This window comes from Xanthomonas sp. LMC-A-07, assembly GCF_030208825.1.
Taxonomy (GTDB): domain Bacteria; phylum Pseudomonadota; class Gammaproteobacteria; order Xanthomonadales; family Xanthomonadaceae; genus Xanthomonas; species Xanthomonas campestris.
Genome location: NZ_JARVTF010000016.1, coordinates 124,248 through 145,723, shown reverse-complemented (window position 1 = coordinate 145,723; position 21,476 = coordinate 124,248). Strand labels below are relative to the sequence as shown.

General features: G+C 66.4%; 19 protein-coding genes and 1 pseudogene. 15 read left to right on the top strand and 5 right to left on the bottom strand.

The genetic code is table 11. The features are described from left to right. Positions 1–46 precede the first annotated feature (46 nt). Complete coding sequence (locus QRM89_RS17350) at positions 47–925, bottom strand: SDR family oxidoreductase (protein WP_103700663.1); 879 nt, start codon at positions 923–925, stop codon at positions 47–49. A 210-nt stretch (positions 926–1,135) separates the two neighbouring features. Here QRM89_RS17350 and QRM89_RS17345 point away from each other — a divergent pair, with 210 nt between their 5' ends. The 4 genes and pseudogenes from QRM89_RS17345 to QRM89_RS17330 all read left to right on the top strand — a co-directional run bounded on the left by QRM89_RS17345 (position 1,136) and on the right by QRM89_RS17330 (position 4,896). Further along, positions 1,136–2,494 (top strand): cytochrome P450, encoded by a 1,359-nt coding sequence (locus QRM89_RS17345; protein WP_285448571.1) that lies wholly within the window; start codon positions 1,136–1,138, stop codon positions 2,492–2,494. 112 nt (positions 2,495–2,606) lie between these two features. Then, the gene (locus QRM89_RS17340; protein ID WP_285448570.1) at positions 2,607–3,185 is read left to right on the top strand and encodes a DUF4142 domain-containing protein; all 579 of its coding nucleotides are present in this window, start codon (positions 2,607–2,609) and stop codon (positions 3,183–3,185) included. A gap of 3 nt (positions 3,186–3,188) precedes the next feature. Next, entirely contained in the window at positions 3,189–3,734 is a 546-nt protein-coding gene (locus QRM89_RS17335; RefSeq protein ID WP_285448569.1) for a hypothetical protein, read from the top strand. Beyond that, positions 3,731–4,896 (top strand): annotated as a pseudogene (locus QRM89_RS17330) (zinc-dependent alcohol dehydrogenase). Before QRM89_RS17335 ends, QRM89_RS17330 begins: the two are co-directional and overlap by 4 nt. Positions 4,897–4,956: 60 nt before the next feature. On the opposite strand, the gene QRM89_RS17325 reads toward QRM89_RS17330, so the two are convergent. Continuing rightward, the gene (locus QRM89_RS17325) at positions 4,957–5,727 is read right to left on the bottom strand and encodes an OBAP family protein (protein ID WP_285448601.1); all 771 of its coding nucleotides are present in this window, start codon (positions 5,725–5,727) and stop codon (positions 4,957–4,959) included. Between the two features lie 143 nt (positions 5,728–5,870). On the opposite strand from QRM89_RS17325, the gene xth reads away from it, so the two are divergent. Further along, complete coding sequence (xth, locus tag QRM89_RS17320; RefSeq protein ID WP_285448568.1) at positions 5,871–6,941, top strand: exodeoxyribonuclease III; 1,071 nt, start codon at positions 5,871–5,873, stop codon at positions 6,939–6,941. On the opposite strand, the gene QRM89_RS17315 is transcribed toward xth, so the two are convergent. Continuing rightward, positions 6,938–7,213: a hypothetical protein gene (locus QRM89_RS17315; RefSeq protein WP_014507743.1), complete on the bottom strand. Its 276-nt coding sequence runs from the start codon at positions 7,211–7,213 to the stop codon at positions 6,938–6,940. The two genes, xth and QRM89_RS17315, sit on opposite strands and share 4 nt — an antisense overlap. Positions 7,214–7,387: 174 nt before the next feature. On the opposite strand from QRM89_RS17315, the gene QRM89_RS17310 reads away from it, so the two are divergent. Genes QRM89_RS17310 through QRM89_RS17300 form a run of 3 tightly spaced genes read left to right on the top strand, consistent with a single transcriptional unit; the run spans position 7,388 to position 9,609 of the window. After that, positions 7,388–8,638 (top strand): molybdopterin molybdotransferase MoeA, encoded by a 1,251-nt coding sequence (locus tag QRM89_RS17310; RefSeq protein WP_285448567.1) that lies wholly within the window; start codon positions 7,388–7,390, stop codon positions 8,636–8,638. Between the two features lie 46 nt (positions 8,639–8,684). Beyond that, positions 8,685–9,263, top strand: coding sequence for a molybdenum cofactor guanylyltransferase (locus QRM89_RS17305; protein WP_285448566.1), 579 nt, complete (start codon positions 8,685–8,687; stop codon positions 9,261–9,263). After that, the gene (locus tag QRM89_RS17300) at positions 9,247–9,609 is read left to right on the top strand and encodes a hypothetical protein (RefSeq protein ID WP_011269778.1); all 363 of its coding nucleotides are present in this window, start codon (positions 9,247–9,249) and stop codon (positions 9,607–9,609) included. Before QRM89_RS17305 ends, QRM89_RS17300 begins: the two co-directional genes overlap by 17 nt. A gap of 24 nt (positions 9,610–9,633) precedes the next feature. Here the strand turns inward: QRM89_RS17300 and QRM89_RS17295 are convergent, their stop codons facing one another. Then, complete coding sequence (locus QRM89_RS17295) at positions 9,634–10,632, bottom strand: NAD(P)-dependent oxidoreductase (protein ID WP_285448565.1); 999 nt, start codon at positions 10,630–10,632, stop codon at positions 9,634–9,636. Between the two features lie 84 nt (positions 10,633–10,716). Between QRM89_RS17295 and QRM89_RS17290 the strand changes: the two genes are divergently transcribed. From QRM89_RS17290 to cobA, 7 genes are all read left to right on the top strand, one after another. Continuing rightward, entirely contained in the window at positions 10,717–11,289 is a 573-nt protein-coding gene (locus QRM89_RS17290) for an ANTAR domain-containing protein (protein WP_011037167.1), read from the top strand. 4 nt (positions 11,290–11,293) lie between these two features. Further along, on the top strand, positions 11,294–12,364 hold the full coding sequence (locus QRM89_RS17285; protein ID WP_285448564.1) for a CmpA/NrtA family ABC transporter substrate-binding protein: 1,071 nt from the start codon (positions 11,294–11,296) through the stop codon (positions 12,362–12,364). A 372-nt stretch (positions 12,365–12,736) separates the two neighbouring features. Further along, complete coding sequence (locus QRM89_RS17280) at positions 12,737–13,906, top strand: nitrate/nitrite transporter (RefSeq protein WP_172666357.1); 1,170 nt, start codon at positions 12,737–12,739, stop codon at positions 13,904–13,906. A gap of 58 nt (positions 13,907–13,964) precedes the next feature. Then, positions 13,965–16,382, top strand: coding sequence for a nitrite reductase large subunit NirB (gene nirB / locus QRM89_RS17275; RefSeq protein ID WP_285448600.1), 2,418 nt, complete (start codon positions 13,965–13,967; stop codon positions 16,380–16,382). Beyond that, a complete protein-coding gene (gene nirD, locus QRM89_RS17270; protein WP_014507752.1) occupies positions 16,379–16,744 on the top strand; it encodes a nitrite reductase small subunit NirD in 366 nt (121 codons plus the stop codon). The genes nirB and nirD overlap by 4 nt, the downstream gene beginning before the upstream one ends. Further along, complete coding sequence (locus QRM89_RS17265; RefSeq protein ID WP_285448563.1) at positions 16,741–19,539, top strand: nitrate reductase; 2,799 nt, start codon at positions 16,741–16,743, stop codon at positions 19,537–19,539. Before nirD ends, QRM89_RS17265 begins: the two co-directional genes overlap by 4 nt. Positions 19,540–19,605: 66 nt before the next feature. Next, entirely contained in the window at positions 19,606–20,352 is a 747-nt protein-coding gene (gene cobA / locus QRM89_RS17260; RefSeq protein ID WP_285448599.1) for a uroporphyrinogen-III C-methyltransferase, read from the top strand. Between the two features lie 33 nt (positions 20,353–20,385). Here cobA and QRM89_RS17255 read toward each other — a convergent pair whose 3' ends face one another. After that, positions 20,386–21,471: an acyltransferase gene (locus tag QRM89_RS17255; protein WP_285448562.1), complete on the bottom strand. Its 1,086-nt coding sequence runs from the start codon at positions 21,469–21,471 to the stop codon at positions 20,386–20,388. Positions 21,472–21,476: the final 5 nt, after the last annotated feature.

Sequence of the window (21,476 nt, the reverse complement as noted above, 5' to 3'; positions counted from 1 at the left end):
GGCAAAAACCGGCCAAGCGACGGTGCTCGCCTGACCGGCGCCAGGCTTATTCGCCGTGGATGCGTCCACTTTCGCCTGCGCGGTACAACGTGCCTGCGGGATCGACGGCAGCGCGATCCTGTTGCTGGGTCTTGGACCGCATGGCGGAGAGCGCATCCGCCACGCGCGGCATCAGCCGGGTCACGGTGATATTTGCATTGGCCATCGCGCCCACCTTGACGTCACGGCCGCCATGTTCGGCCGCATGCAGGATGGCGTTGGCAACGCGCATCGGTTCGATCAGCGGCGGCGGGAGTTGCGGTTCTGCTTGCATGTAGTTGCGCGCATGCTGCGGATAAGGCGTGTCCACCGCGGTGGGCTGAATCAGTACCACCGACACCGGCTGTTTGGCCAGGCCTTCGATCTCGATGCGCAGGCTGTCGGTGAACCCTTTCACCGCATGCTTGGATGCCGAATACATGCCTTGCCAGGGGACCACGGCCTCCGAGGCTTCGCTGCCGATGTTGATCAATGCGCCGCCGCTTGCGGCCAGGTGCGGGAGCGCGATGCGCGAGCCATAGACCACGCCCCAGAAATTGATATCGAACATGCGCCGGCTGTCGTGATCGTCCACGTCCTGCAACAGGCCGAAGATTGCCACGCCGGCATTGTTGACCCAGGTGTCGATGCGGCCGAAGCGCGCGATTGCCGTGTCTGCGGCCTGTTGCAGCTGCGCCGGTTCGGTGACGTCGGCGACCACGGCGATTGCCTGGTGGCCCTGCGTGGTGAGCAGGTCGGCCACTTCCTGCAGCACACCGGCACTGCGCGCGACCAGGACGACACTGGCGCCTGCTTCGGCGGCGGCCAGCGCGGTGCACAGGCCGATGCCGCTGGAGGCACCGGTGATGACAATGACCTGCTGGTCGAGAGGGCGATGCTTGGCCATGGCGTAGCTCCGTGGAAAGTCCTAGACGCTAGGCACGCGTTGCTCACTAACCGGTGAAGCCAGTCTCGAGCATCTTCACGTGCGTGCCGCGAAAGCGGCAGGCGTGAAGTCTGCGCATGCGCCGGGGGCGCATGTGGAGTGCGATTCACGTGCTGCTGCGTGCACCGAGCTCAGCGTGCCAGGCATCACCGCAACAAGAGCAGACAGGCAATGACGATGCACTCGTCGACCACCGACCATGTTGGGCACGCAGCGCAGCGTCTACGCGATGACGTTGCGGACGCGACAGCGGAGACCCAAGGACGGATTGCACAGGCACCGCAGCGCGATGTGCTCCCGGCCTTGCTGCGAGACGGCTATGCCTTTGTGTCCAGACACTGTGAGGCGCTGGGCAGCGATGCGTTCCAGGCACGTCTGGCGCTGCAACAGGTGGTGTTCGCGCGCGGGCCGGATGCACTCGCCACCTTCTATCACCCAGGCCGCTTCACCCGCGTTGGCGCGATGCCGCCGACCACGCTGCGCTTGTTGCAGGGACGCGGCAGCGTGCAGCAGCTCGATGGCGATGCGCACCTGCAGCGCAAGCGCCTGTTCCTGTCGGTACTGACACCTGCCGAAACCTCGCGGCTGGTGGCGTGCTTCGAGGAGGAGTGGAGCCGGCAGGCAGACACCTGGGCGCGTAGCGCACACATCATCTTGCAGCAGGAAGCCGAACACGTGCTCTGCCGCGCCGCGTGCCGATGGGCGGGGATGCCTCTGCGTGCGCAACAGAGCAGGCCACTTGCACGCGACCTGGGTGCGATGATCGATGGCGCGGGGGCGTTCGGGCCGCGTTGGGTGCGCGGATGGCGTGGCCGTCGCCGCGTGGAGCGTTGGGTGGCGCGTGCGGTTCGCAATGTGCGGCGTGCCGGGACAGCGCCAGAGGCCAGCATCGCAGCCACAGTGGCCTGGCATCGCGATGCAGACGGCGTGCTGTTGAGCGTGCCCACAGCGGTAACCGAGCTGATCAACCTGTTGCGCCCGATCGTGGCCGTGGCGCGCTGGATCAGCTTCTGCGCGCTTGCCCTGCATGAGCATCCGCCGCTGCGCCCGCGCCTGCGCGCCGGTGAGCCCGGTCTGTTGCAGAACACTGTGCAGGAAGTGCGCCGCTTCTATCCTTTTTTCCCGCTGATTGGCGGGCGGGTGCGCATGCCGTTCGTCTGGCGAGACCGGCATTTCAAGCAGGGCGACTGGATGATGGTGGATCTGTATGGCACCAATCATCATCCTGCGCTCTGGCGCGATCCCGAGCGCTTCGATCCCTCGCGCTTCGAGCACTGGACAGGCAGCCGCTACGACTTCGTGGCGCAGGGCGGCGGCAGTGTGGAACGCGACCATCGCTGCCCCGGGGAGAATCCGAGCATCGCACTGCTGATGTCTGCGCTCAGCCTGCTGGCATCCAGCGATTACACGTTACCGCCGCAGGATCTGCGCTACCCATTGAATCGTTTTCCAACGCTGCCGCGCAGCGGCGTGGTGCTACGCGATTTTATTCCGCCGGTGTCGGTAGGCGGCGTTGTCCAGAGTGCGTGAGGGGGTGTTGCGCCGCAGCAGCTTTTCTTCGCCGTGTTTCGACATGCGCTCGACGAGCGAGTCACGCCGCGCGGGCCAGCATCCTTGCACCACATCCCTTTGGAGAACTGCCATGAAAACTGCATCCCCACTCCTGGCCAGCCTGGCATTGTCGCTTGGACTTGCGATGAGCGCGCAGGCGCAAACCGCAACCCAGCCCGGCAGTAACACGGCATCTAAAAGCGCAGCCACCGCCGCGCCCAGCGAAGATGAGCAGGAAGCACTGGGCATGCTCAGCGCGATCAACACCAGCGAGATCAACGCGGCCAACCTAGCGCTGCAGAAGCAGGCCACCGGCGGGGTGCGTGATTACGCCACGCGCATGATCAAGGAGCACACCGAGAACAACCAGAAGATCGCCAAGTGGTCGCCGGATACCTCTGCGATGGGTGCCAAGCTGCAAATGACCAAGGGCAAGGCAGAGCTGAGCAAACTGCAAAAGCTCGAGGGCGACCAATTCCAGGCCGCCTACATCAAGGCGATGGTCAAGGACCACACCGACGCACTGGAAGCACTGGATAAGAAACTGATCCCGGCAGCGCAAAACCCGCAGGTGGCCGAGCACCTGAAGACCACGCGCCATCACGTGGCCGACCATCTCGCCGCCGCCAAGGCCCTGCAAACCACCACCAAGAATGCCGGGGTGCAGTAAGCCATGAGCCTGACCCCGACCAACCCGGTGGCCGCCGATGCGCAGGGCACACACATCGTGCGGAGCATGACCATCCGTGCCGAGCCGCATCAGATCCTGGACGCCTGGTCCGATGCCACGGTGCAGCAGCGCTTGCTCGAGGGCGCCGCCGTCTTGGTCGATGGGGACGGCCATGCGTCCGAATGGGAATTGCGCGCGCCGCTACAGCAACAGTTGCGCGTGCAGCTGCGCCGCGCCGAGGCGCGATTGGGGGAATCGGTGCGCTACATCGCCGAGGGCGAGCATGGCCTGCAAGTCGATGTCCTGCTGCAGGTGCAGCCCGCACGTGGGCGTGATGCCAGCGAGGTCACCGCCACGCTGCATTACGCGGTCGAAGGCGTGATCGCGCAGCTATTCACCAAGCTCGTGAATCCAGCGCCCTACGTGCTGCTGGGCAAGACATTGCGGCGGCTGCGCGCATGGCTGGAGGCAGGGGAGATTCCGACCCTGGCGCACACGCCCGCGGCACGTGGCGACAAACATTCCCAGGCAACAGGAGAACAGCTGTGAGAGCACTGTGCTGGAACGGCGTCAACGACCTGCGCGTGGAAACGGTGCCCGACCCGGTGCTGGTCAATCCACGCGATGTCATCCTGAAGGTGGGCTTGAGCACCACCTGCGGTTCGGACCTGCATTTCATCGACGGCTATCTGCCCACCATGCGCGAGGGCGATGTCATCGGCCATGAGTTCATGGGCACGGTGGTGGAAGTGGGGCCGGCAGTGAAGAACGTGCGGGTGGGGCAACGCGTGGTAGTGCCCTCGTTTATTTCGTGCGGCGGCTGCTGGCATTGCGAGCGCAAGGAATATTCCCTGTGCGACAACACCAACCCGCACTGGGAAATGCAGGAGCCGCTGCTGGGTCACCCCACCGCCGGTATTTACGGCTATACGCACGCCTTCGGCGGCTACGCCGGTTCGCATGCCACCTATATCCGGGTGCCGCATGCTGACGTTGGCTGCTTCGAAGTGCCGGACGAGGTGTCCGATGAGGACGCCTTATTCCTGTCCGATGCCGGGCCGACCGGCTTCATGGGTGCGGACTTTTGCAACATCCAGCCGGGCGATACGGTGGCGGTCTGGGGCTGTGGCGGCGTCGGCCTGATGGCGCAGCAGAGTGCACGCATTCTCGGGGCAGAGCGGGTAATCGCGATCGATCGCCTGCCCGAGCGCCTGGCCATGGCGCGCGATGTGCTGGGTGTGGAGGTCATCGACTATTCGGCTGTCGACAGCGTGGTGGATGTGCTGCGCGAGATGACCGGCGGGCGCGGGCCCGACGCCTGCATAGATGCGGTGGGCATGGAGGCGCATGGCACCGGCATGGGGCATGCCTATGACCGCGTGAAGCAGGCGCTGCATCTGCATACCGACCGCGGCCAGGCGTTGCGCGAGGCGATCCTGGCCTGTCGCAAGGGCGGCATCCTGTCCGTGCTGGGCGTGTATGGGCTGATGGATAAATTCCCGCTCGGCGCGGTCATGAACAAGGGGCTGACCGTGCGCACCGCGCAACAGCATGGGCATATGTGCCCAGATTGCTCGACCTGGCCCGCACAGGCCGGCTCAAATCGAGCTTCCTGATGACCCACAAGATGCCGCTGGAAGAGGCCGCACGCGGCTATGAGATGTTCAAGCACAAGCACGAAGGCTGCGTGCGCGCGGCGTTTGTTCCGTAAGTTGGTCAGTAGCTCACGGCACGCCGTTGCCCCGCTGCAGATGCAGCGGGGCACTCGTGTTTACTGCGCAGTTGCCTCGGCATCCACAACCCCTGGGATCGGCGTCGCTTCCGGGAAGTGGCGGTGCAGGGCATCCACGCCGTGCTGCGGTTTCGCCAGCTCGGTAAGGTCCTTGCGATCGGCGCGGCGCTCGGCCGTGGAAATGGTCACCGCCTTGTCGCGCTGCTCGATCAATGGCTGCTGGATCTCGCCATCGCGGCTGAACGACCACGCCAGCATCGGTTCGCCCAGCGGCAGCGTGTCGCCCGGTGCGGTGCCCTTGCGCGAATGCCAGGTGTGCCAGGTCTTGCCGTAGCTGTTCATCTTGCTGCGCATCAGTTCCTTTTCGGCAACCAGCGGCAGATTGGGTGCAGAGAGCTGGCCGGACAGGATCTCGCCATTGTGCGGATGCCAGAACGCACGTTCCTGCGCGGGCAGTTGCGCAAACAGGCTTTCGGAGATGATGTACTCGATGCCGGTGAGATTGGCCTCGGCCGTATTGCCATCGTAGAGCGCACACTGCGCCAGATCCTGGTTGACCTGGTGGCAGTAGTGATGCGCTTCCATCTGTTGCTCCGGCGCATCCTTCATCGGATGAAAGCCCACCAGGTAGATATCGAGTTTGCCCACCGGTCCATTGGATTGCAGCACCTTGGCGCCGGCTTCGAGAATATTGGTCTTGGTGGTTTCTTCCGCGCCCGGCGGTGTGACCGGCGGTGGAATGCGCGAGCACGCGGCGCAAAACGCCAGCGGCAGCAACAAGAGGGACGGTCGCATGCGGTCTCCTTCGATACAGGGGTTGCCAAGGCTAAGGATGCGAGGGGTTCGCTGCGCGTGAGTGCGCACCGGTGCACAGGCGCAGCTTCACCTCGCTTGAGCATCGGGTTAATGCGTTAGACGCGATGCTCTTGATCCACGCCAGCGGCCGCTCGCCCATGCCCACCACTCAACGTACGATTGCGACCTACAACGTCAATGGCATCGCCAGCCGCCTGCCGCACCTGCTGCAATGGCTGCAACGCGAGCAGCCGGATATCGTGGGGCTGCAGGAATTGAAATCCACGCAGGAGGCATTTCCGGAACAGGCGATCCGCGATGCGGGCTACGGGGTGATCTGGCAGGGCCAGCGGTCATGGAACGGCGTGGCACTGCTGGCACGTGGCGCGGAGCCGGTCGAGATCCGGCGCGGCCTGCCGTGGGATGCGGCGGACACGCAGAGCCGCTATCTGGAGGCCGCCATCCACGGGGTGATCGTGAGTTGCCTGTATCTACCGAATGGCAACCCGCAACCCGGGCCGAAGTTCGACTACAAATTGAAGTGGTTTCAGCGCTTGCTTCGGCATGCGGCCACGCTGGTGGCACTGCCACATCCGGTTGCGTTGATCGGCGACTTCAATGTGGTGCCCACCGATGCGCACATCTACGACCCCAAGGGCTGGCGCAAGGACGCATTGCTGCAGCCGGAGAGCCGCGCCGCGTACGCGCAGTTGCTGGCGCAGGGCTGGACCGACAGCCTGCAGACCATCCACGGCGATGCGCCGGTCTACACGTTCTGGGACTACTTTCGTCAGCACTTCGCGCGTGACCGCGGCCTGCGCATCGATCATCTCTTGCTCAACCGCACGTTGGCGGCGGGGCTACGCGATGCCGGCGTCGACAGGTGGGTGCGTGCGCTGGAGAAGGCCAGCGATCATGCGCCGACCTGGATCACGGTGGATGTGCCAGATACCGATGCAGTGCCAGCAGCTGCGGCCGGGCCTGCACGCAAGCGCACCAAGGTGAAGGAGGCTGCGGCAAATGCGGGCGAGAAGAAGCCGTCTGCGACGAAGAAGGCAGTAAAGAACGTAGCGAAGACCACTGCGGTCACCAAGACAGCGGCAAGGAAGTCTGCCACCAAGAAGACAACAGCCAAAAAGGCATCTGCAAACACTGCATCAGCCGCACCTACAGGCAGGAAGGCAACACCCACGACGACGCGTAAGGCCAGCAAAAGCACCACGGCTTAAGCGCGATCACCCAGCCGCTTCAACTTGATCCGCTGCAACACATAGCCGGTGATGCCGGTCGCCAGAATCAATGCATTGCTCACGATAAACACCGCATTGCCCACCAGCGCGCTGTAGAGAATAAACAGCAGCGAGGCGGTGATCTGCCCGATGAAGAGCCAGCGCGATACGCCCTGGATCTGATCCGACCGCCATTGTTTGTAGATCTGGCGGATGAGGGTGGCAATGAGGACGGCGCTGGCGAGCCAGCCGACGAGATCGACAAATTGCATGCGCGAAGCGAGTGAGGGGATGAGGCAACTGTGCCGGCGTGGATGTGGGCGGGGCGTTCGAGCAGGGTCAAGCACACGTGGCATTGCGCGGCGCGTCCCATGGCCACGCGGTACCCGGCATGCGGGCGGCCGGGTATCCTAGCCAGGTCATCCATCGATCGGCCCTTCCTGCTCATGATCAGCTACGCCGAGGCCCTTGCGATTGTGCAGCAGCAGGTGGCACCGCTTGCGAGCGAATGGGTGAGCAGTACAGAGGCCGAAGGCCGCATCCTGGCGCAGCACGTGTCGAGCCCGGATGCGTTGCCGCCATTCGACAACAGCGCGATGGACGGCGTGGCGCTGGCCACTGCCGGCAACGGTGCGCGCGCCGGCAGCGACCATGTGATTGCCGGGACAGTCGCTGCCGGCGACGTGCCTGCGACCGCTGACGGTGCTGCGTGGGAAATCATGACCGGCGCCGCGTTGCCGGCGGGCGCCGATGCCGTGGTGCCGATCGAGCAACTCGAGATCCTGGCACAGCATGCCGAGCGCCCCAGCCTGATCCGCCTGCGTGCCGACGTGCGTGCGGGGCAGCACATCCGCCGCCGCGGCGAGGACGTGGCGGTCCACGACCGCGTGATCGAAGCCGGCACGCTTTTGCGTGGCGCGCATGCGATGGTGCTGGCCGCGCTGGGCTGCGCGCGCGTGCCAGTGATGCGCCAGCCGCGCGTGGCGCTGATCGCCACCGGACGCGAGCTGGTGACCGACCCGGAGCAGCCCTTGTTGCCCGGGCAGATTCGCGATGGCACCAGCCACTATCTGCTCAGCCAGTTGCGTGCGGCCGGCGCGCGCGTGGTGTGGCAGGCCCAGGTGGGCGACGACGCGGTGGCCTTCGATGCGGCGCTGGCACAGGCGCGCCAGGCGGGCGCGGATGTGATCCTGAGCACCGGTGCGGTGTCGCGTGGGCGCTACGACTTTGTTCCCGATGCGCTGGCCCGGCACAACGCACAACGTCTGTTCCACAAGGTCGCGGTGCGGCCGGGCAAGCCCGTGCTGCTGGCACGCCTGCCGGATGGCGTGCTGTATGTGGGCCTGCCCGGTAACCCAATGGCGAGCGCGGCAGGACTACGCTTTTTTGTCGAGCCCGCATTGCGAGGCTTGCTTGGCATGCCGCACGAACACGGCCTGCCAGTTGTCTTGCACACACCGCTGCCGGCGCGGTCGGTATGGCGCCAGCATCTGCGCGCGCAGCTGACCTGTTCGACCGCGGGCGTGCTCAGCGTGCAGGTGTCGGCGCAGCAGGAATCCTTTCGCGTGGCGCCGTTGCTGCAGGCCAATGTCTGGGCAGTGGTGGAGCCGCAGCCGGACGGCGTTGCGCCCAGCACGGTGGCGCAGGTGTACGGCCTGGGCCATCTGCAACCGGCTGCGCCGGTATTGGTGCCATGAAGGTCTTTGAGCAATCTGCGCAATGGCCTGCAACAGGCACGCCCGCATGACAACCAAACCCGCAGTCATCGCATGGACCGGTGTGGTGCTGGCAGGCGGGCGTTCCTCGCGCATGGGCCAGGACAAGGCGCTGTTGCCCTGGCATGGCCGCCCGTTGCTTGCGCAGATGCAGGCGTTGCTGCTGCACGCCGGTGCGCAGCAGGTGCTGGTCAGCGGCAACTACCCGCAGTTTGCCGGCATTGCCGATGCCCGGGCCGACCTCGGGCCGCTGGGCGGCCTGGCCAGCGTGATCGACCGCGTTGCCGATGGCACCACCTTGCTGGTGGTGCCGGTCGACATGCCGCTGCTGTCCGGTGCACTGCTGGCGCGCTTGTTGGTACCACCGGATGCCCGCTGCGCCACCTTCGAAGACGAGATGCTGCCGATGCGCGTGCAGGTGGATGCGCAGCTCCGCGCCACCCTGGCGCAGTTGCTGGAGGCGCCGGCAGCGTCACGTTCGCTGCGCGCCTTGCAGCAATCACTGCAGTGCCATCGCATGGCCGTCACCGCCACAGAACGTGCCGCGTTCGTCAATTGCAATACGCCCGCGCAGTGGACTCAGCTCATCCATGAAAATCCAGATTGAAGGTCAGCACCTGCGGTTCCGTATCGACGAGGCCGAACTGGCCGCGTTGCTGGACGGGCGCAGCATCGACAACCTGAGCCGGCTGCCAAGCGGGCAGGGCGCGCGATTGGTGCGCCATAGCGTCAGCCTCACCGGCGGGCACGCCAGCTGCAATTGCGCCACCGACCACTGGCAGCTATCGCTCCCGCGCGACGCGCTGGAAGAGCATGCGCGCCGCTTGCCCAGCCGCGATGGGCTCACCTTCACCTTCGATGCGGGCGCCGGGCATGCCGAACACATGACCTTGCAGGTGACCTTCGATGTGGACGTGCGCGACAGTGCGCGCAAGCGCTTGCCCAAGAGCTGACGCGGTATCACCGCTGCCGCGGACTCAGCCGCCGCTTGGCGGCTCCGCAACCACGCCCGCCACCTGATCGCAGGCCAGCCCCTGCACACGCAGCGCCGCGGCGATGCGCTGCGCCTGCGCCGCCTCGAACCCCGCACCGCCGCGCAGCGCGACCACATGCAGGCCGTCGCCAGCCAGCTGGAGCAACAGGGCCTGCTGCTCGGCCACATCGGCTGGCAATACGCGGCGTGATGCATCGCGCCGTGCCAGTTCCACCACCGCCTCCGGCACGTCGTGCGCCACCAGCAACACATCGGCCAGGTTCATCGCGCGCAGCGCCTTGAGCGTGAGCAGGCCGGGATCGCCCGGGCCAGTGCCGACCAATTGCACGCTGCCACGCGCGGGAACCGCGTCAGCATCCTCCAGCGCCTGGCGAAAGGCCGCATCGGCGGCGACGGTGTCGCCGCCTTGCAGGAGCAGCGGTACCGGCCCGTCGATCACGCGATCGAACCAGCGGCGGCGGCGATTCATGTCCGGGAACTGGCTGCGGATGCGCTCGCGGTAGTGCGCGAACAGCCCGGCGAAGGTGCCCACGGAGGCATCGAGCTCACGCTCCAACCGCTCACGCAGCCGTCGCGCCAGCATCGGTGCGGCGCCTGCGGAGGAGATCGCAATCACCAACGGGTCGCGGTCGACGATGGCAGGCACTTGATACGTGGACAGCTCCGCATCGTCGACCACGTTGACCAGCCGCTGGCGCGCACCCGCGGCGGCGGCCACTTGCTGGTTCAACACAGTGTCGTCGGTGGCGGCCACCACCAGCCACACGTCATCGATCCACGCGGCATCGAAACTGCCGCGCAGCTGTTCAAAACGCCCGGCCTGCATCAACACCTCCAGTTCCGGCGACAGCGCGTGCGCGTACAGCCGGATATGGGCGCCGGCCTTGAGCAGGGCCAGCACCTTGCGGGTGGCAACCTCGCCACCGCCGATCACCAGCACTGCGCGTGCCTGCAGGTTTGCGAACAACGGGAACAACGGCATCAGGCTGGCTCCGGAAAAAGATGGCTCGCACCGGCAGCATGTTGCATGGCACCATCGGGCCACGTCCACGCCTCGCCGCCGCCAATGCGTGTTTTGCTGGTCAACGATACCGAAAAGCCCATTGGCGAACTGCGCCAGGCCTTGTCGCGCGCCGGGTATACGGTGCTCGACGATGTAGCATCGGTCAGCGCCTTGCTGCACGCAGTGCAGAGCCAGCAGCCGGATGTGGTGGTGATCGATGTGGATTCGCCCTCGCGCGACACGCTGGAACAGTTGTCGATGCTGCATGCGCATGCGCCGCGGCCGGTGGTGATGTTTTCCGGCGATGGCGACGATGCGTTGATCCATGCCGCCGTCGGCGCGGGTGTTACCGCCTACGTGGTGGATGGGCTGGCGCCGGCGCGGCTGGCGCCGATCGTGCAGGTGGCGCTGGCCCGGTTCGCGCACGAAAACAGCATGCGCAAACGTCTGGACGAAGTGCAGCAAGCCTTGCAGGACCGCAAGCAGATCGACCGCGCCAAGGGCTTGCTGATGGAAAAACGCGGACTGAGCGAAGCCGATGCGTACGCCGCGCTGCGCCAGCAGGCGATGAAGCAGGGCGTCAAGCTGGCGGAGGTGGCGCGCCGCATCGTCGCCATGGCCGATCTGTTGGGATGACTACATGAGCCAAGCCGAACTTCCCGTGCTGCGCGTGGCCTATATGCCGCTGATCGACTCCGCGCCGCTGGTGGCGGCCAGCCGGCTGGGGCTGGACCACGCGTACGGCCTGCAACTGCAGCTGCGCCGGCAGGCCTCGTGGGCCGGCGTGCGCGACCGCCTGCTGGCCGGCGAAGTGGACGCTGCCCACACGCTGGCCAGCCTGGTGTATGCGATCGACCTGGGTGTTGGTGGCCCGCAATGTCCGATGGCATTGTTGATGACGCTCAACCACAACGGCCAGGCAATCACCCTGGCCCCCGAACTGGCGCAGGCCATGGCGGCAGGGCAACCGTTGCCGCAGGTGTTGGCTGAAGTGGGCCGCCGGGTGGTGTTCGCGCAGACCTTTCCCACCGGCACGCACGCGCTGTGGCTGTACTACTGGTTGGCTGCCTGCGGCGTGGACCCGATGCGCGATGTGGATGTAGTGAGCATCCCGCCACCGCAGATGCCCGAGGCGCTGGCCAGCGGGTTGGTGGACGGCTACTGCTCCGGCGAGCCGTGGGCCGCCGTGGCCGAGGCGCAGGGCAGCGGGCAGCGGGTGATCCGCAGCGGCGAGCTCTGGCCCGAGCATCCAGAAAAAGTGCTGGCGTGCCGGCGCGAGTTCGCCGCGCTGCAGCCGGAACTGAGCGAACGCCTGACCGCCTGCGTACTGGAGGCGTGCCGCTGGCTGGATGCCGCGCCGGCCAATCGCGCGCAGTGCGCACAGTGGCTGGCCGACCCTGACTGCATCGGCGTGCCGGCCGCACATCTGGCCGCATGCCTGGATGCCGACGCGGCAACGGTGTCGGTGGACCCCAGTGCGCTGGCCTTCCATCGCGGTGGCGCGGTGAACATGCCGTGGCTGTCGGATGGCGAGTGGTTCCTGGAGCAATTCCAGCGTTGGGGCTGGCACACGCTGCAAGCGACCGACCTAACGCGCCTGCACGACATCCATCGCTTGGACAACTACCGCCGCGCGGCACAGCGTGCCGGCGTCACCGCGCCCGACGCGGATCGGCGCATCAACCGCCTGTTCGATACGCCGGCCGCCTGAGCGCGCAGCGGGACCGCGACGCACACAGTTGGTGCATCGCCGCACGAAAGCCGGGCATTGGCTCCGCTGTGGCTCGTGGTTGCGCTGGCATGGCCGTACTGCGTGGCCGCTAAAATACCTACTTTTCAAGCACTTGCACGCGGTGATCGCGAAGTGAAAAAGTTGGCACGTTGATTGCGTAGGACCATGTGTGGGTGCAACGGCGCACTCGCCACAACACGAACACGATGCAGCGGGTCAACGGCGATCCGCGCGCATCCAGGACAACGGCGTCCTTCCGGTTTACCGGAGGGGCGCCGTTTTTTTTTGGCCATCGCATTCGGAGATGCCTCTATGCAGCGTTCGTTCTGGCGATCTGGGCACACGCCCACCTTGTTCGCATCCTTCCTGTATTTCGACCTGAGTTTCATGGTGTGGTATCTGCTCGGTCCGCTGCAGGTGCCGATCGCGCAGGCGCTGGGACTGGACACGCAACAGCGCGCCTTGATGGTGGCGGTGCCCATCCTGTGCGGCGCGGTGTTGCGCCTGGTGCTGGGCATGCTGGCCGACCGTATCGGCGCCAAGCGCGCCGGCGTGGTGGCGCAGCTGGCGGTGATCGCCTCGTTGTTTGGTGCCTGGCAACTCGGCGTGCACAGCATGGGCCAGGTGCTGCTGCTGGGCGTGCTGCTCGGCATTGCCGGCGCCTCGTTTGCAGTGGCGCTGCCGCTGGCATCGCGCTGGTATCCGCCGGAACACCAGGGCACGGCGATGGGCATTGCCGGCGCCGGCAACTCCGGCACGGTGCTGGCGGCCTTGTTCGCGCCGATGCTGGCGCTGGCATTCGGCTACCAGAACGTGTTCGGGCTGGCGTGCATTCCGCTGGTGCTGACGCTGCTCGTGTTTGTGTTGATTGCCCGCGAAGCGCCCACGCCGGTTGCGCGCAAGCGCTGGGCCGACTACGGCCGCGTGCTGGTTGGCAATCGCGACGCGTGGCGCTTCATGTTCTTTTATTCGGTGACCTTTGGCGGCTTCTCCGGGTTTGCCAGCGCGTTGCCGGGTTACTTCCACGACCAGTTCGGTTTCGATGCGCGCACCGCGGGCTGGGCCACGGCTGCCTGCGTGCTGGCCGGCTCGGTGATGCGCCCGCTCGGGGGTGTCATCGCCGACCGCGTTGGCGGCACGCGCGCCTTGCTGGCGGTGTATCTGCTGGTCGCTACCTTGGTCGGCATCGCCGGCTTTGGCGCAGGTGGGGCCACGATCACCTTGGGGCTGTTCGTGCTGACGCTGCTGTGCCTGGGCGCTGGCAATGGCGCGGTGTTCCAGCTGGTGCCGCAGCGCTTCGGCCAGGACATCGGGGTGATGACCGGCCTGATCGGCATGGCCGGCGGCATTGGCGGCTTTGCATTGGCCGCGGGGCTGGGCGTGCTCAAGCAGCACACCGGCAGCTATGCGATCGGCATGTGGTTGTTCGCGGCGTTCGCCCTGGGTGGCTGGGCGCTGCTGGCCGGCGTCAAGACCCAATGGCGCAGCGAATGGTCCACCGCCGGCGCGGCGCGCGTCTGACATGTCGACAGGAATCCAGGCAATGAAGCAACCCAGACTCGTCGTCATCGGCAACGGCATGGCCGGCATCCGCACCGTGGAGGAACTGCTCAAGCTGATGCCGGGCATGTACCACATCACCGTGTTCGGGGCCGAGCCACATCCCAACTACAACCGCATCCTGCTCTCGCCGGTGTTGGCCGGCGAACAGGAGTTCGATGACATCGTGCTCAACCCGCTGCAGTGGTACCGCGACAACGGCATCCACCTGCACTTGAACAAGGAAGTCACCCGCATCGACCGCGTGCGTCGCCGCGTGATTGCGGCCGACGGCACCGAGGCGGAATACGACCGCCTGCTGATCGCCACCGGCTCGGTGCCGTTCGTGCTGCCGATTCCCGGCAACGACCTGAAAGGGGTCATTGGCTACCGCGATATCCAGGACACGCGCACGATGATCGAGACCGCGCGCACCCGCCAACACGCGGTGGTGATTGGTGGCGGCCTGCTGGGCCTGGAAGCGGCCAACGGGCTCAAAGTGCGCGGCATGGAGGTCACCGTGGTGCACTTGGCCGGCTGGTTGCTGGAACGCCAGCTCGACCCGGTGGCCGGCAACCTGCTGCAGCAGGCCTTGCGCGCACGCGGGCTGGAGTTCCGCTTGAACACCGCCACCAGCGCGCTGCTCGGCAATGCGCAGGGCGAGGTGATCGGGGTGCGGTTTGCCGATGGCAGCGAGATCCCGGCCGACCTGGTGGTGATGGCCGCCGGCATCCGCCCGAATACGCGGCTGGCCGAAGAAGCCGGCATCCATTGTTCGCGTGGCATCGTGGTCAACGACAGCCTGCAAAGCTTCGACCCGCGCGTGTATGCGGTGGGCGAGTGCGCCAACCATCGCGGCATTGCGTACGGACTGGTGGCGCCGTTGTTCGAGCAGGCCAAGGTGTGCGCGAACCATCTGGCGCAGTTCGGCATCGGCATCTATCGCGGCTCGGTGGCGTCGACCAAGCTCAAGGTCACCGGCATCGACCTGTTCTCTGCGGGCGATTTCATGGGCGGCGATGGCTGCGAGGAGATCGTGCTGTCGGATCCGGCCGGCGGCGTCTACAAGAAATTGGTGATCCGCGACGACGTACTGGTAGGTGCGTGCCTGTATGGCGATACCAGCGATGGTGGCTGGTACTTCAAGTTGCTCAAGGACGGCACGCCGATCCAGGCGCAGCGCGACCAACTGATCTTCGGTGAAAGCGCACTGGGCGATGCGGGCACCGGTGGCCAGGACCGCGCCAGCGCCATGTCCGACAGCGACGAAGTCTGCGGTTGCAATGGCGTGTGCAAGGGCACCATCGTCAAGGCAATCAGCGAGCAGGGCCTGTTCACCGTGGACGAGGTGAAGAAGCACACCAAGGCGGCCAGTTCGTGTGGCTCGTGCACCGGGCTGGTGGAGCAGATCCTGATGAACTGCCTGGGCTCCAACTTCCAGGAAACCCCGAAAACCAAGGCGGTTTGCGCCTGCACCGATCTGAGTCATGGCGAAGTGCGGCGTGCCATTCGCGAGCACAAATTGCTGACCCATGCGCAGGCCTACGCCTTCATGGAATGGCGCACACCCAACGGCTGTGCCACCTGCCGGCCGGCGATCAACTACTACATGTTGTCGACTTGGCCGCATGAAGCCATCGACGACCCGCAGTCGCGTTTCATCAACGAACGCGCGCACGCCAACATCCAGAAAGACGGCACGTTCTCTGTGATTCCGCAGATGAAAGGCGGGGTGACCAATGCCAGCGAACTGCGCCGGATCGCTGATGTCGCCGACAAATACGCGGTGCCGATGGTCAAGGTGACCGGAGGCCAGCGCATCGATCTGCTCGGGGTCAAGAAGGAAGACCTGGTGGATGTGTGGCGCGACCTGGGCATGCAGTCCGGGCATGCGTACGGCAAGTCGATCCGCACCGTGAAGACCTGCGTGGGCAGCGAGTTCTGCCGCTTCGGCACGCAGAACAGCACGCAGATGGGCATCGATCTGGAAACCATGCTCGCCAACATGTGGAGCCCGCACAAGGTGAAGCTGGCGGTGTCTGGCTGCCCGCGCAATTGCGCCGAATCCGGCATCAAGGACGTGGGCATCATCGCGGTGGATTCGGGCTGGGAACTGCATGTTGGCGGTAACGGCGGCATCAAGACCGAGGTGGCGCGCTTCCTGGTCAAGGTCACCACTGCCGAAGAGGTGCGCGAATATACCGGCGCGTTCCTGCAGCTCTACCGCGAACAGGCCTATTACCTGGATCGCACCGTGCACTACATTGCGCGCGTAGGGCTGGACTACATCCGCGCGCAGGTAGTGAACGATGCCGCCAACCGGCGCGCGCTCTACGAGCGCCTGCTGTATTCGCTCGAAGGCCTGGTCGACCCGTGGAAGGCCCGCATCGCCGGCGAACGCCGCCAGGAATATCAACCGCTGCGCATTGCCGCGCCAGCCGCCACGGTGGAGGAATGAGCATGGCCGAGAACGCCTGGGTGCGTGTGTGTGCGCTGCAGGACCTGCCCGAACTGGGTGCGCGCGTGCTCGACGTGGAGGGGCTGCCGCCGATTGCGATCTTCCGCACCGCCAGCGATCAGGTATTTGCCTTGCGCGACCGCTGCCCGCACAAGGGCGGGCCGTTGTCGCAGGGCATCGTCGCCGGAGAGACCGTGACGTGCCCGCTGCATGGTTGGGCGATTGCCTTGCAGAGCGGCCAGGCCTGCGCACCGGATGTGGGTTGCGCACCGCGCTATCCGGTGAAGGTGGAGGCCGGTGCAGTGTGGATCGTGCTGCAGCCGGTACTGCAGGCCGACGCCGTTGCCGAGCCGGCCGCATGAGCGATGGCCTGCTGACGGCACTCGGCGGTGAGGCGCACCCGCTTGCTTCCTCGCCGATGCATCGCACCACGCGCTCCACCTGCTGCTACTGCGGGGTTGGCTGCGGCGTGTTGATCCACAGCACGCACGATGACGCCGGCGAGCGCATCGTTGGCATCGAAGGCGACCCGCTGCATCCGGCCAATCACGGGCGCCTGTGCAGCAAGGGCCTGGCATTGCCGCAGACCGCGGCCAGCCAGCAGGGCCGCGTGCTGGCGCCGGAGCTGCGCCGCCACCGCGACGCACCGCGCACGGCGGTGAGCTGGGACCAGGCCTTGACTCACGTCACCGGCAAGCTGGCTGCAATCATCGACCAGCACGGCCCGGATGCGGTGGCGTTCTATGTCTCCGGGCAGTTGCTCACCGAGGACTATTACGTCTTCAACAAGCTCGCCAAGGGGCTGTTGGGCACCAACAACATCGACACCAACTCGCGCCTGTGCATGTCCAGCGCGGTCACCGGCTACAAGCTCGCCCTAGGTGCCGATGGCCCGCCCACCTGCTATGAGGATCTGGAGCTGGCGCAGACGGTGCTGTTTGCCGGCAGCAACATGGCCTACGCGCATCCGGTGCTGTTCCGCCGGCTGGAAGACGCGCGCGCGCGCAACCCCGAGATTCGCTGGATCGTGATCGATCCCCGTCGTACCGACACCGCGGCCATGGCCGACCTGCACCTGGCCATCGAACCCGGCACTGACGTCGCATTGTTCAACGGCATGCTGCATCACCTGATCTGGGAGGGTCTGGTGGATGCGCGTTTCGTGGCGGCGCAGACCGAAGACTTCGATGCCCTCAAGCACATGCTGCGCGAATACACACCGCGCATGAGCGCCGAGATCTGCGGAATCTCGCACGAGGACCTGGTGCAGGCGGCCGAGTGGTTCGGGCGCAGCCCGGCTGCGTTGTCGCTGTATTGCATGGGCTTGAACCAGTCGGCGCATGGCACCGACAAGAACCTGGCGCTGATCAACCTGCACCTGGCCACCGGCCAGATCGGCAAGCCGGGCGCGGGGCCGTTTTCGTTGACCGGCCAGCCCAATGCGATGGGCGGGCGCGAAGTGGGCGGCATGGCAACGATGCTGGCCGCGCACCGCGAGATCGGCAATGCGCAGGATCGCGCGGAAGTGGAGCGCGCCTGGGGCGTGCCCGCAGGGCGCATCAGCGCCACACCGGGCGCACCGGCGGTGCAACTGTTCGAGCGCCTGCGTGCGGGCACGCTCAAGGCGGTGTGGATCGTGTGCACCAACCCCGTGCATTCGATGCCCGATATCGCCGGCGTGCGCGCGGCGCTGGAGCAGGCCGAACTGGTGATCGTGCAGGACGCGTTCTCCGGCACCGACACCGTGCCTTACGCCGATGTGCTGCTGCCGGCCGCCAGCTGGGGCGAGAAGGACGGCACCGTGACCAACTCCGAGCGCTGCATCACCCGCGTGCGCAAGGCGGTGGAGCCGCCCGGCCAGGCGCGCGCGGACTGGTGGATTGCGCGCGAGGTGGCACGCGGGCTGGAAGCGCGCCTGGCCCCGCAGAAGGGCGCAGGCCTGTTTGCGTTCGACACGCCGGCGCAGATCTTCGATGAGCACCGCGCATTGACGGTAGGGCGCGACCTGGATATCGGCGGCCTGGATCATGCCGTGCTGGATGCACGCGGGCCGCAGCAGTGGCCATTCCCGGCGGGTGCCACGCAAGGCCAAGCGCGACGCTACACCGATGGCGTGTTTGCAACCCCCAACGGACGTGCACGCTTCCATGCCACGCCGTACCGCAAGGTTGCCGAGCCCACCTCGGCACGCTTTCCGATGCGCTTGCTGACCGGCCGCTTGCGCGATCAATGGCATGGCATGTCACGCAGTGGTCGCGTGCCCGGCGCGTTTGCGCATAGCCCAGAACCCGCATTACGCATGCATCCGGACGATGCCGTGCGCCGTGGCCTGCAAGCGGGCGAACTGGTGCGTGTGGCCAGCAAGCGCGGCGCGCTGGTGCTGCCGTTGGAACTGTCCGACGAGCTGCGTTCGGGCACCGTGTTTGCAGCCATGCACTGGAGCGCGCAGACGCTGGCCAGCGGCGGCATCAACGAAGTCAGCACGCCGGCCGTGGATACACGCTCGCAGCAGCCCGAGCTCAAGCACGCTGCCGTGCGCGTGGAAAAGGCCGCATTCGGTTGGCATCTGCTGGCGGCACGCCGCGGCGATGCGCTGGCCCTGCAGCAAGCCTTGCAGCCGTTGCTACGCGATTGCGGCTATGCCGGCCTGCGCCTGCATGCCGAGCCGGGCGGCGATGCCGGCGGGCAGTGGGCGGTGTTGCATGCGGCCTGCGAACGCGCGCCGTCAGCGGAGTGGATCGACCGGTTGGTGGCCGCGTTGCAGTTACCGGCCGGTGCCGACGTGCTCGAATACCGCGACCTGCGCCGCGGGCTGATGCGCCGGGTGGGCTGGCGGCTGCAGGACGGGCACAGCCATATCGATGGCGTGCTGCTCACTGCGGCGCAACCCAGCGCGGCCAATCAGTCGCTGCTGGACACGGCCTTGCGCGGGCAGCCGTGGCGCGGCGCGCGCCTGGCCGTGTTTGCGCAGACCCAGGGTGCGCCGGCCGACCCGATCGTGTGTACCTGCATGCACGTCTCCAGCGCCGCGATTCATGCCGCCATCGACGACGGCGCCGACCTGGCGCAGCTCAAGCAACGGCTGGGTTGCGGCACCGTGTGTGGCTCCTGCGTTCCACAACTCACCCGGCTGTGCCGGCCGTCCCAGCGTGCCTGAGCGCGCGTTCCCTTTCTGCCTTGCGAGACCGCTGCCATGATCAACTCGTCCTCCCGCTGTCGTGATGTGGTGTTGCTCTCCGCCGGCCCCGGCGATCTGGAACTGCTCACCATCAAAGCGGTGAAGGCATTGGCCACCGCACAGGTATTGCTGCTCGACGATCTGGCCAACCCGCAGATCGTGGAGCTGGCACCGCAGGCGCGCGTGATCCGGGTGGGCAAGCGCGGTGGCTGTCGCTCCACGCCGCAGGACTTCATCTGCCGGCTGATGCGCCGTTACGCGCTGCAAGGCGTGCAGGTGGTGCGCGTCAAGGGCGGCGATGCCTTGTTGTTCGGGCGTGCCGGCGAAGAGATCGCCTTTCTGCGCGCCGCCGGTGTCGGCGTGCAGGTAATCAACGGGGTCAGCGCGGCGTTCGCGGCGGCGGCGGCGCTGGAGGTCTCGCTGACCCATCGCGCGCATTGCCACGGCATCACCTTCGTCACCGCGCATACGCACGACCACGGCGGGCCGAACTGGGGCGCGCTGGCGGCCAGCGGCACCACGCTGGGCATCTACATGGGGCTGCGCCGGGCCGAAGCAGTGGCTAGTGCCTTGCTGGCGCATCTGCCGGCCAGTACACCGGCGGCCATCGTGCAGGCGGCCACGCGCGCCGAGCAGCAGCGCCGGCTCACCACGCTGGGCGAGCTGGGCCGCACTGCTGCCACGCTGCCGCCGGACCTGCCCACCCTATTGCTGGTGGGTGGTGCGATGGCCGAAGCCAATGCCGCGTGCGATGACTCACTTGGCCTGCTGCTGCAGCAGGCGGTGGGTTGAGGCAGTGCGCCGTGTTGGGCTGTTGCACTGCTGTTAGCGGCGTGACAGCAACCGCCGTGCGTGGCGCAACGCGGGGCGTTCGTAGTACAGGTGATACGCGACGCCGAGCGTAATCGCCGCAGCTGCACTGAGCAGCAGGTTCACTTGCCACGTCGCGGCGGGCCCAAGCCGCCGCGTGGCACGCGCCACCACCGACATCAGCGGCATGTGCACCAGATAGATCGCATAGGACGCATTGCCCAGCAGCACCAGCGCCGGCCCAACCTGGATCCAGTCGCGCCATTCGGCACGCACCAGCCCCACCAGCGCTGCGGCAATCGCCAGCCCGAGCAACGGCGAATGTGCACGCTGCAGGCCGCCCAGCACGAAGCACAGCAACGCCAGTGGCGCCAGCAGCGCACACACCAGCAGCGGCCAGCGCGCTGTGCTCAACACTGTGCGTGCAGCCAGCATGCCGAACACGAATTCCAGCGTGATCGGGTGGAGCAGCAGCGCACGCCAGGACAGATCGATGGGTTGTTCAAACGGGGCAATCCATTCGGCAGCGCCGCGCGCGTCGGCGGGCTGCAGTGCGGCGGCATGCAGGAATGCGTTGTAGAGCAGGGTGAGCGCAGCCCAGGCTAGTGCGCAGCGCAATGGGTGGCCGCTGCGAAAGAACACCCACGCCAGCGCGTAGAACAGCAACTCGTAACTGAGCGTCCAGGCCACGCCGAGTGCTGACTGCCCGCCGACCGGCAGCAGCGTGAGCGTGGTGACCCACGACCAGGCCAGACCACCATCGTCCAGCGCCGGCAGCAGTGTGTAGATCAGCGCCAGAGCAACACCCACCGGCCAGTACGGCAGATAGATGCGGCTGAGCCGGCTGGTGGCGTAGTCATGGCTCCAGCCGGGCAGCGCCGCGCTGGCGTGGTTGACGTAGTAGATGATGAAACCGGACAGCACAAAGAAGAAATCCACGCCCAGATAGCCATGCGCCATGGCTGCCGCCAGCCACGCCGGCAAGGGTTCCACCAGGTGCGTGGTGGGCAACAGCATGTGGCTGCCCACCACCATCAACGCGGCGAGCGCGCGCCCGGCCTGCAGCACGCGGATGGTGGAACGGGCGGGTACCGAGACCATGCAGG

Bases quoted from the DNA above. Each gene is read 5' to 3' on its own strand.
- QRM89_RS17350 (WP_103700663.1), bottom strand. From the start codon at position 925: ATGGCCAAGCATCGCCCTCTCGACCAGCAGGTCATTGTCATCACCGGT.
- QRM89_RS17345 (WP_285448571.1), top strand. From the start codon at position 1,136: ATGACGATGCACTCGTCGACCACCGACCATGTTGGGCACGCAGCGCAG.
- QRM89_RS17340 (WP_285448570.1), top strand. From the start codon at position 2,607: ATGAAAACTGCATCCCCACTCCTGGCCAGCCTGGCATTGTCGCTTGGA.
- QRM89_RS17335 (WP_285448569.1), top strand. From the start codon at position 3,189: ATGAGCCTGACCCCGACCAACCCGGTGGCCGCCGATGCGCAGGGCACA.
- xth (WP_285448568.1), top strand. From the start codon at position 5,871: ATGCCCACCACTCAACGTACGATTGCGACCTACAACGTCAATGGCATC.
- QRM89_RS17315 (WP_014507743.1), bottom strand. From the start codon at position 7,213: ATGCAATTTGTCGATCTCGTCGGCTGGCTCGCCAGCGCCGTCCTCATT.
- QRM89_RS17310 (WP_285448567.1), top strand. From the start codon at position 7,388: ATGATCAGCTACGCCGAGGCCCTTGCGATTGTGCAGCAGCAGGTGGCA.
- QRM89_RS17305 (WP_285448566.1), top strand. From the start codon at position 8,685: ATGACAACCAAACCCGCAGTCATCGCATGGACCGGTGTGGTGCTGGCA.
- QRM89_RS17300 (WP_011269778.1), top strand. From the start codon at position 9,247: ATGAAAATCCAGATTGAAGGTCAGCACCTGCGGTTCCGTATCGACGAG.
- QRM89_RS17295 (WP_285448565.1), bottom strand. From the start codon at position 10,632: ATGCCGTTGTTCCCGTTGTTCGCAAACCTGCAGGCACGCGCAGTGCTG.
- QRM89_RS17290 (WP_011037167.1), top strand. From the start codon at position 10,717: ATGCGTGTTTTGCTGGTCAACGATACCGAAAAGCCCATTGGCGAACTG.
- QRM89_RS17285 (WP_285448564.1), top strand. From the start codon at position 11,294: ATGAGCCAAGCCGAACTTCCCGTGCTGCGCGTGGCCTATATGCCGCTG.
- nirB (WP_285448600.1), top strand. From the start codon at position 13,965: ATGGCCGGCATCCGCACCGTGGAGGAACTGCTCAAGCTGATGCCGGGC.
- nirD (WP_014507752.1), top strand. From the start codon at position 16,379: ATGAGCATGGCCGAGAACGCCTGGGTGCGTGTGTGTGCGCTGCAGGAC.
- QRM89_RS17265 (WP_285448563.1), top strand. From the start codon at position 16,741: ATGAGCGATGGCCTGCTGACGGCACTCGGCGGTGAGGCGCACCCGCTT.
- QRM89_RS17255 (WP_285448562.1), bottom strand. From the start codon at position 21,471: ATGGTCTCGGTACCCGCCCGTTCCACCATCCGCGTGCTGCAGGCCGGG.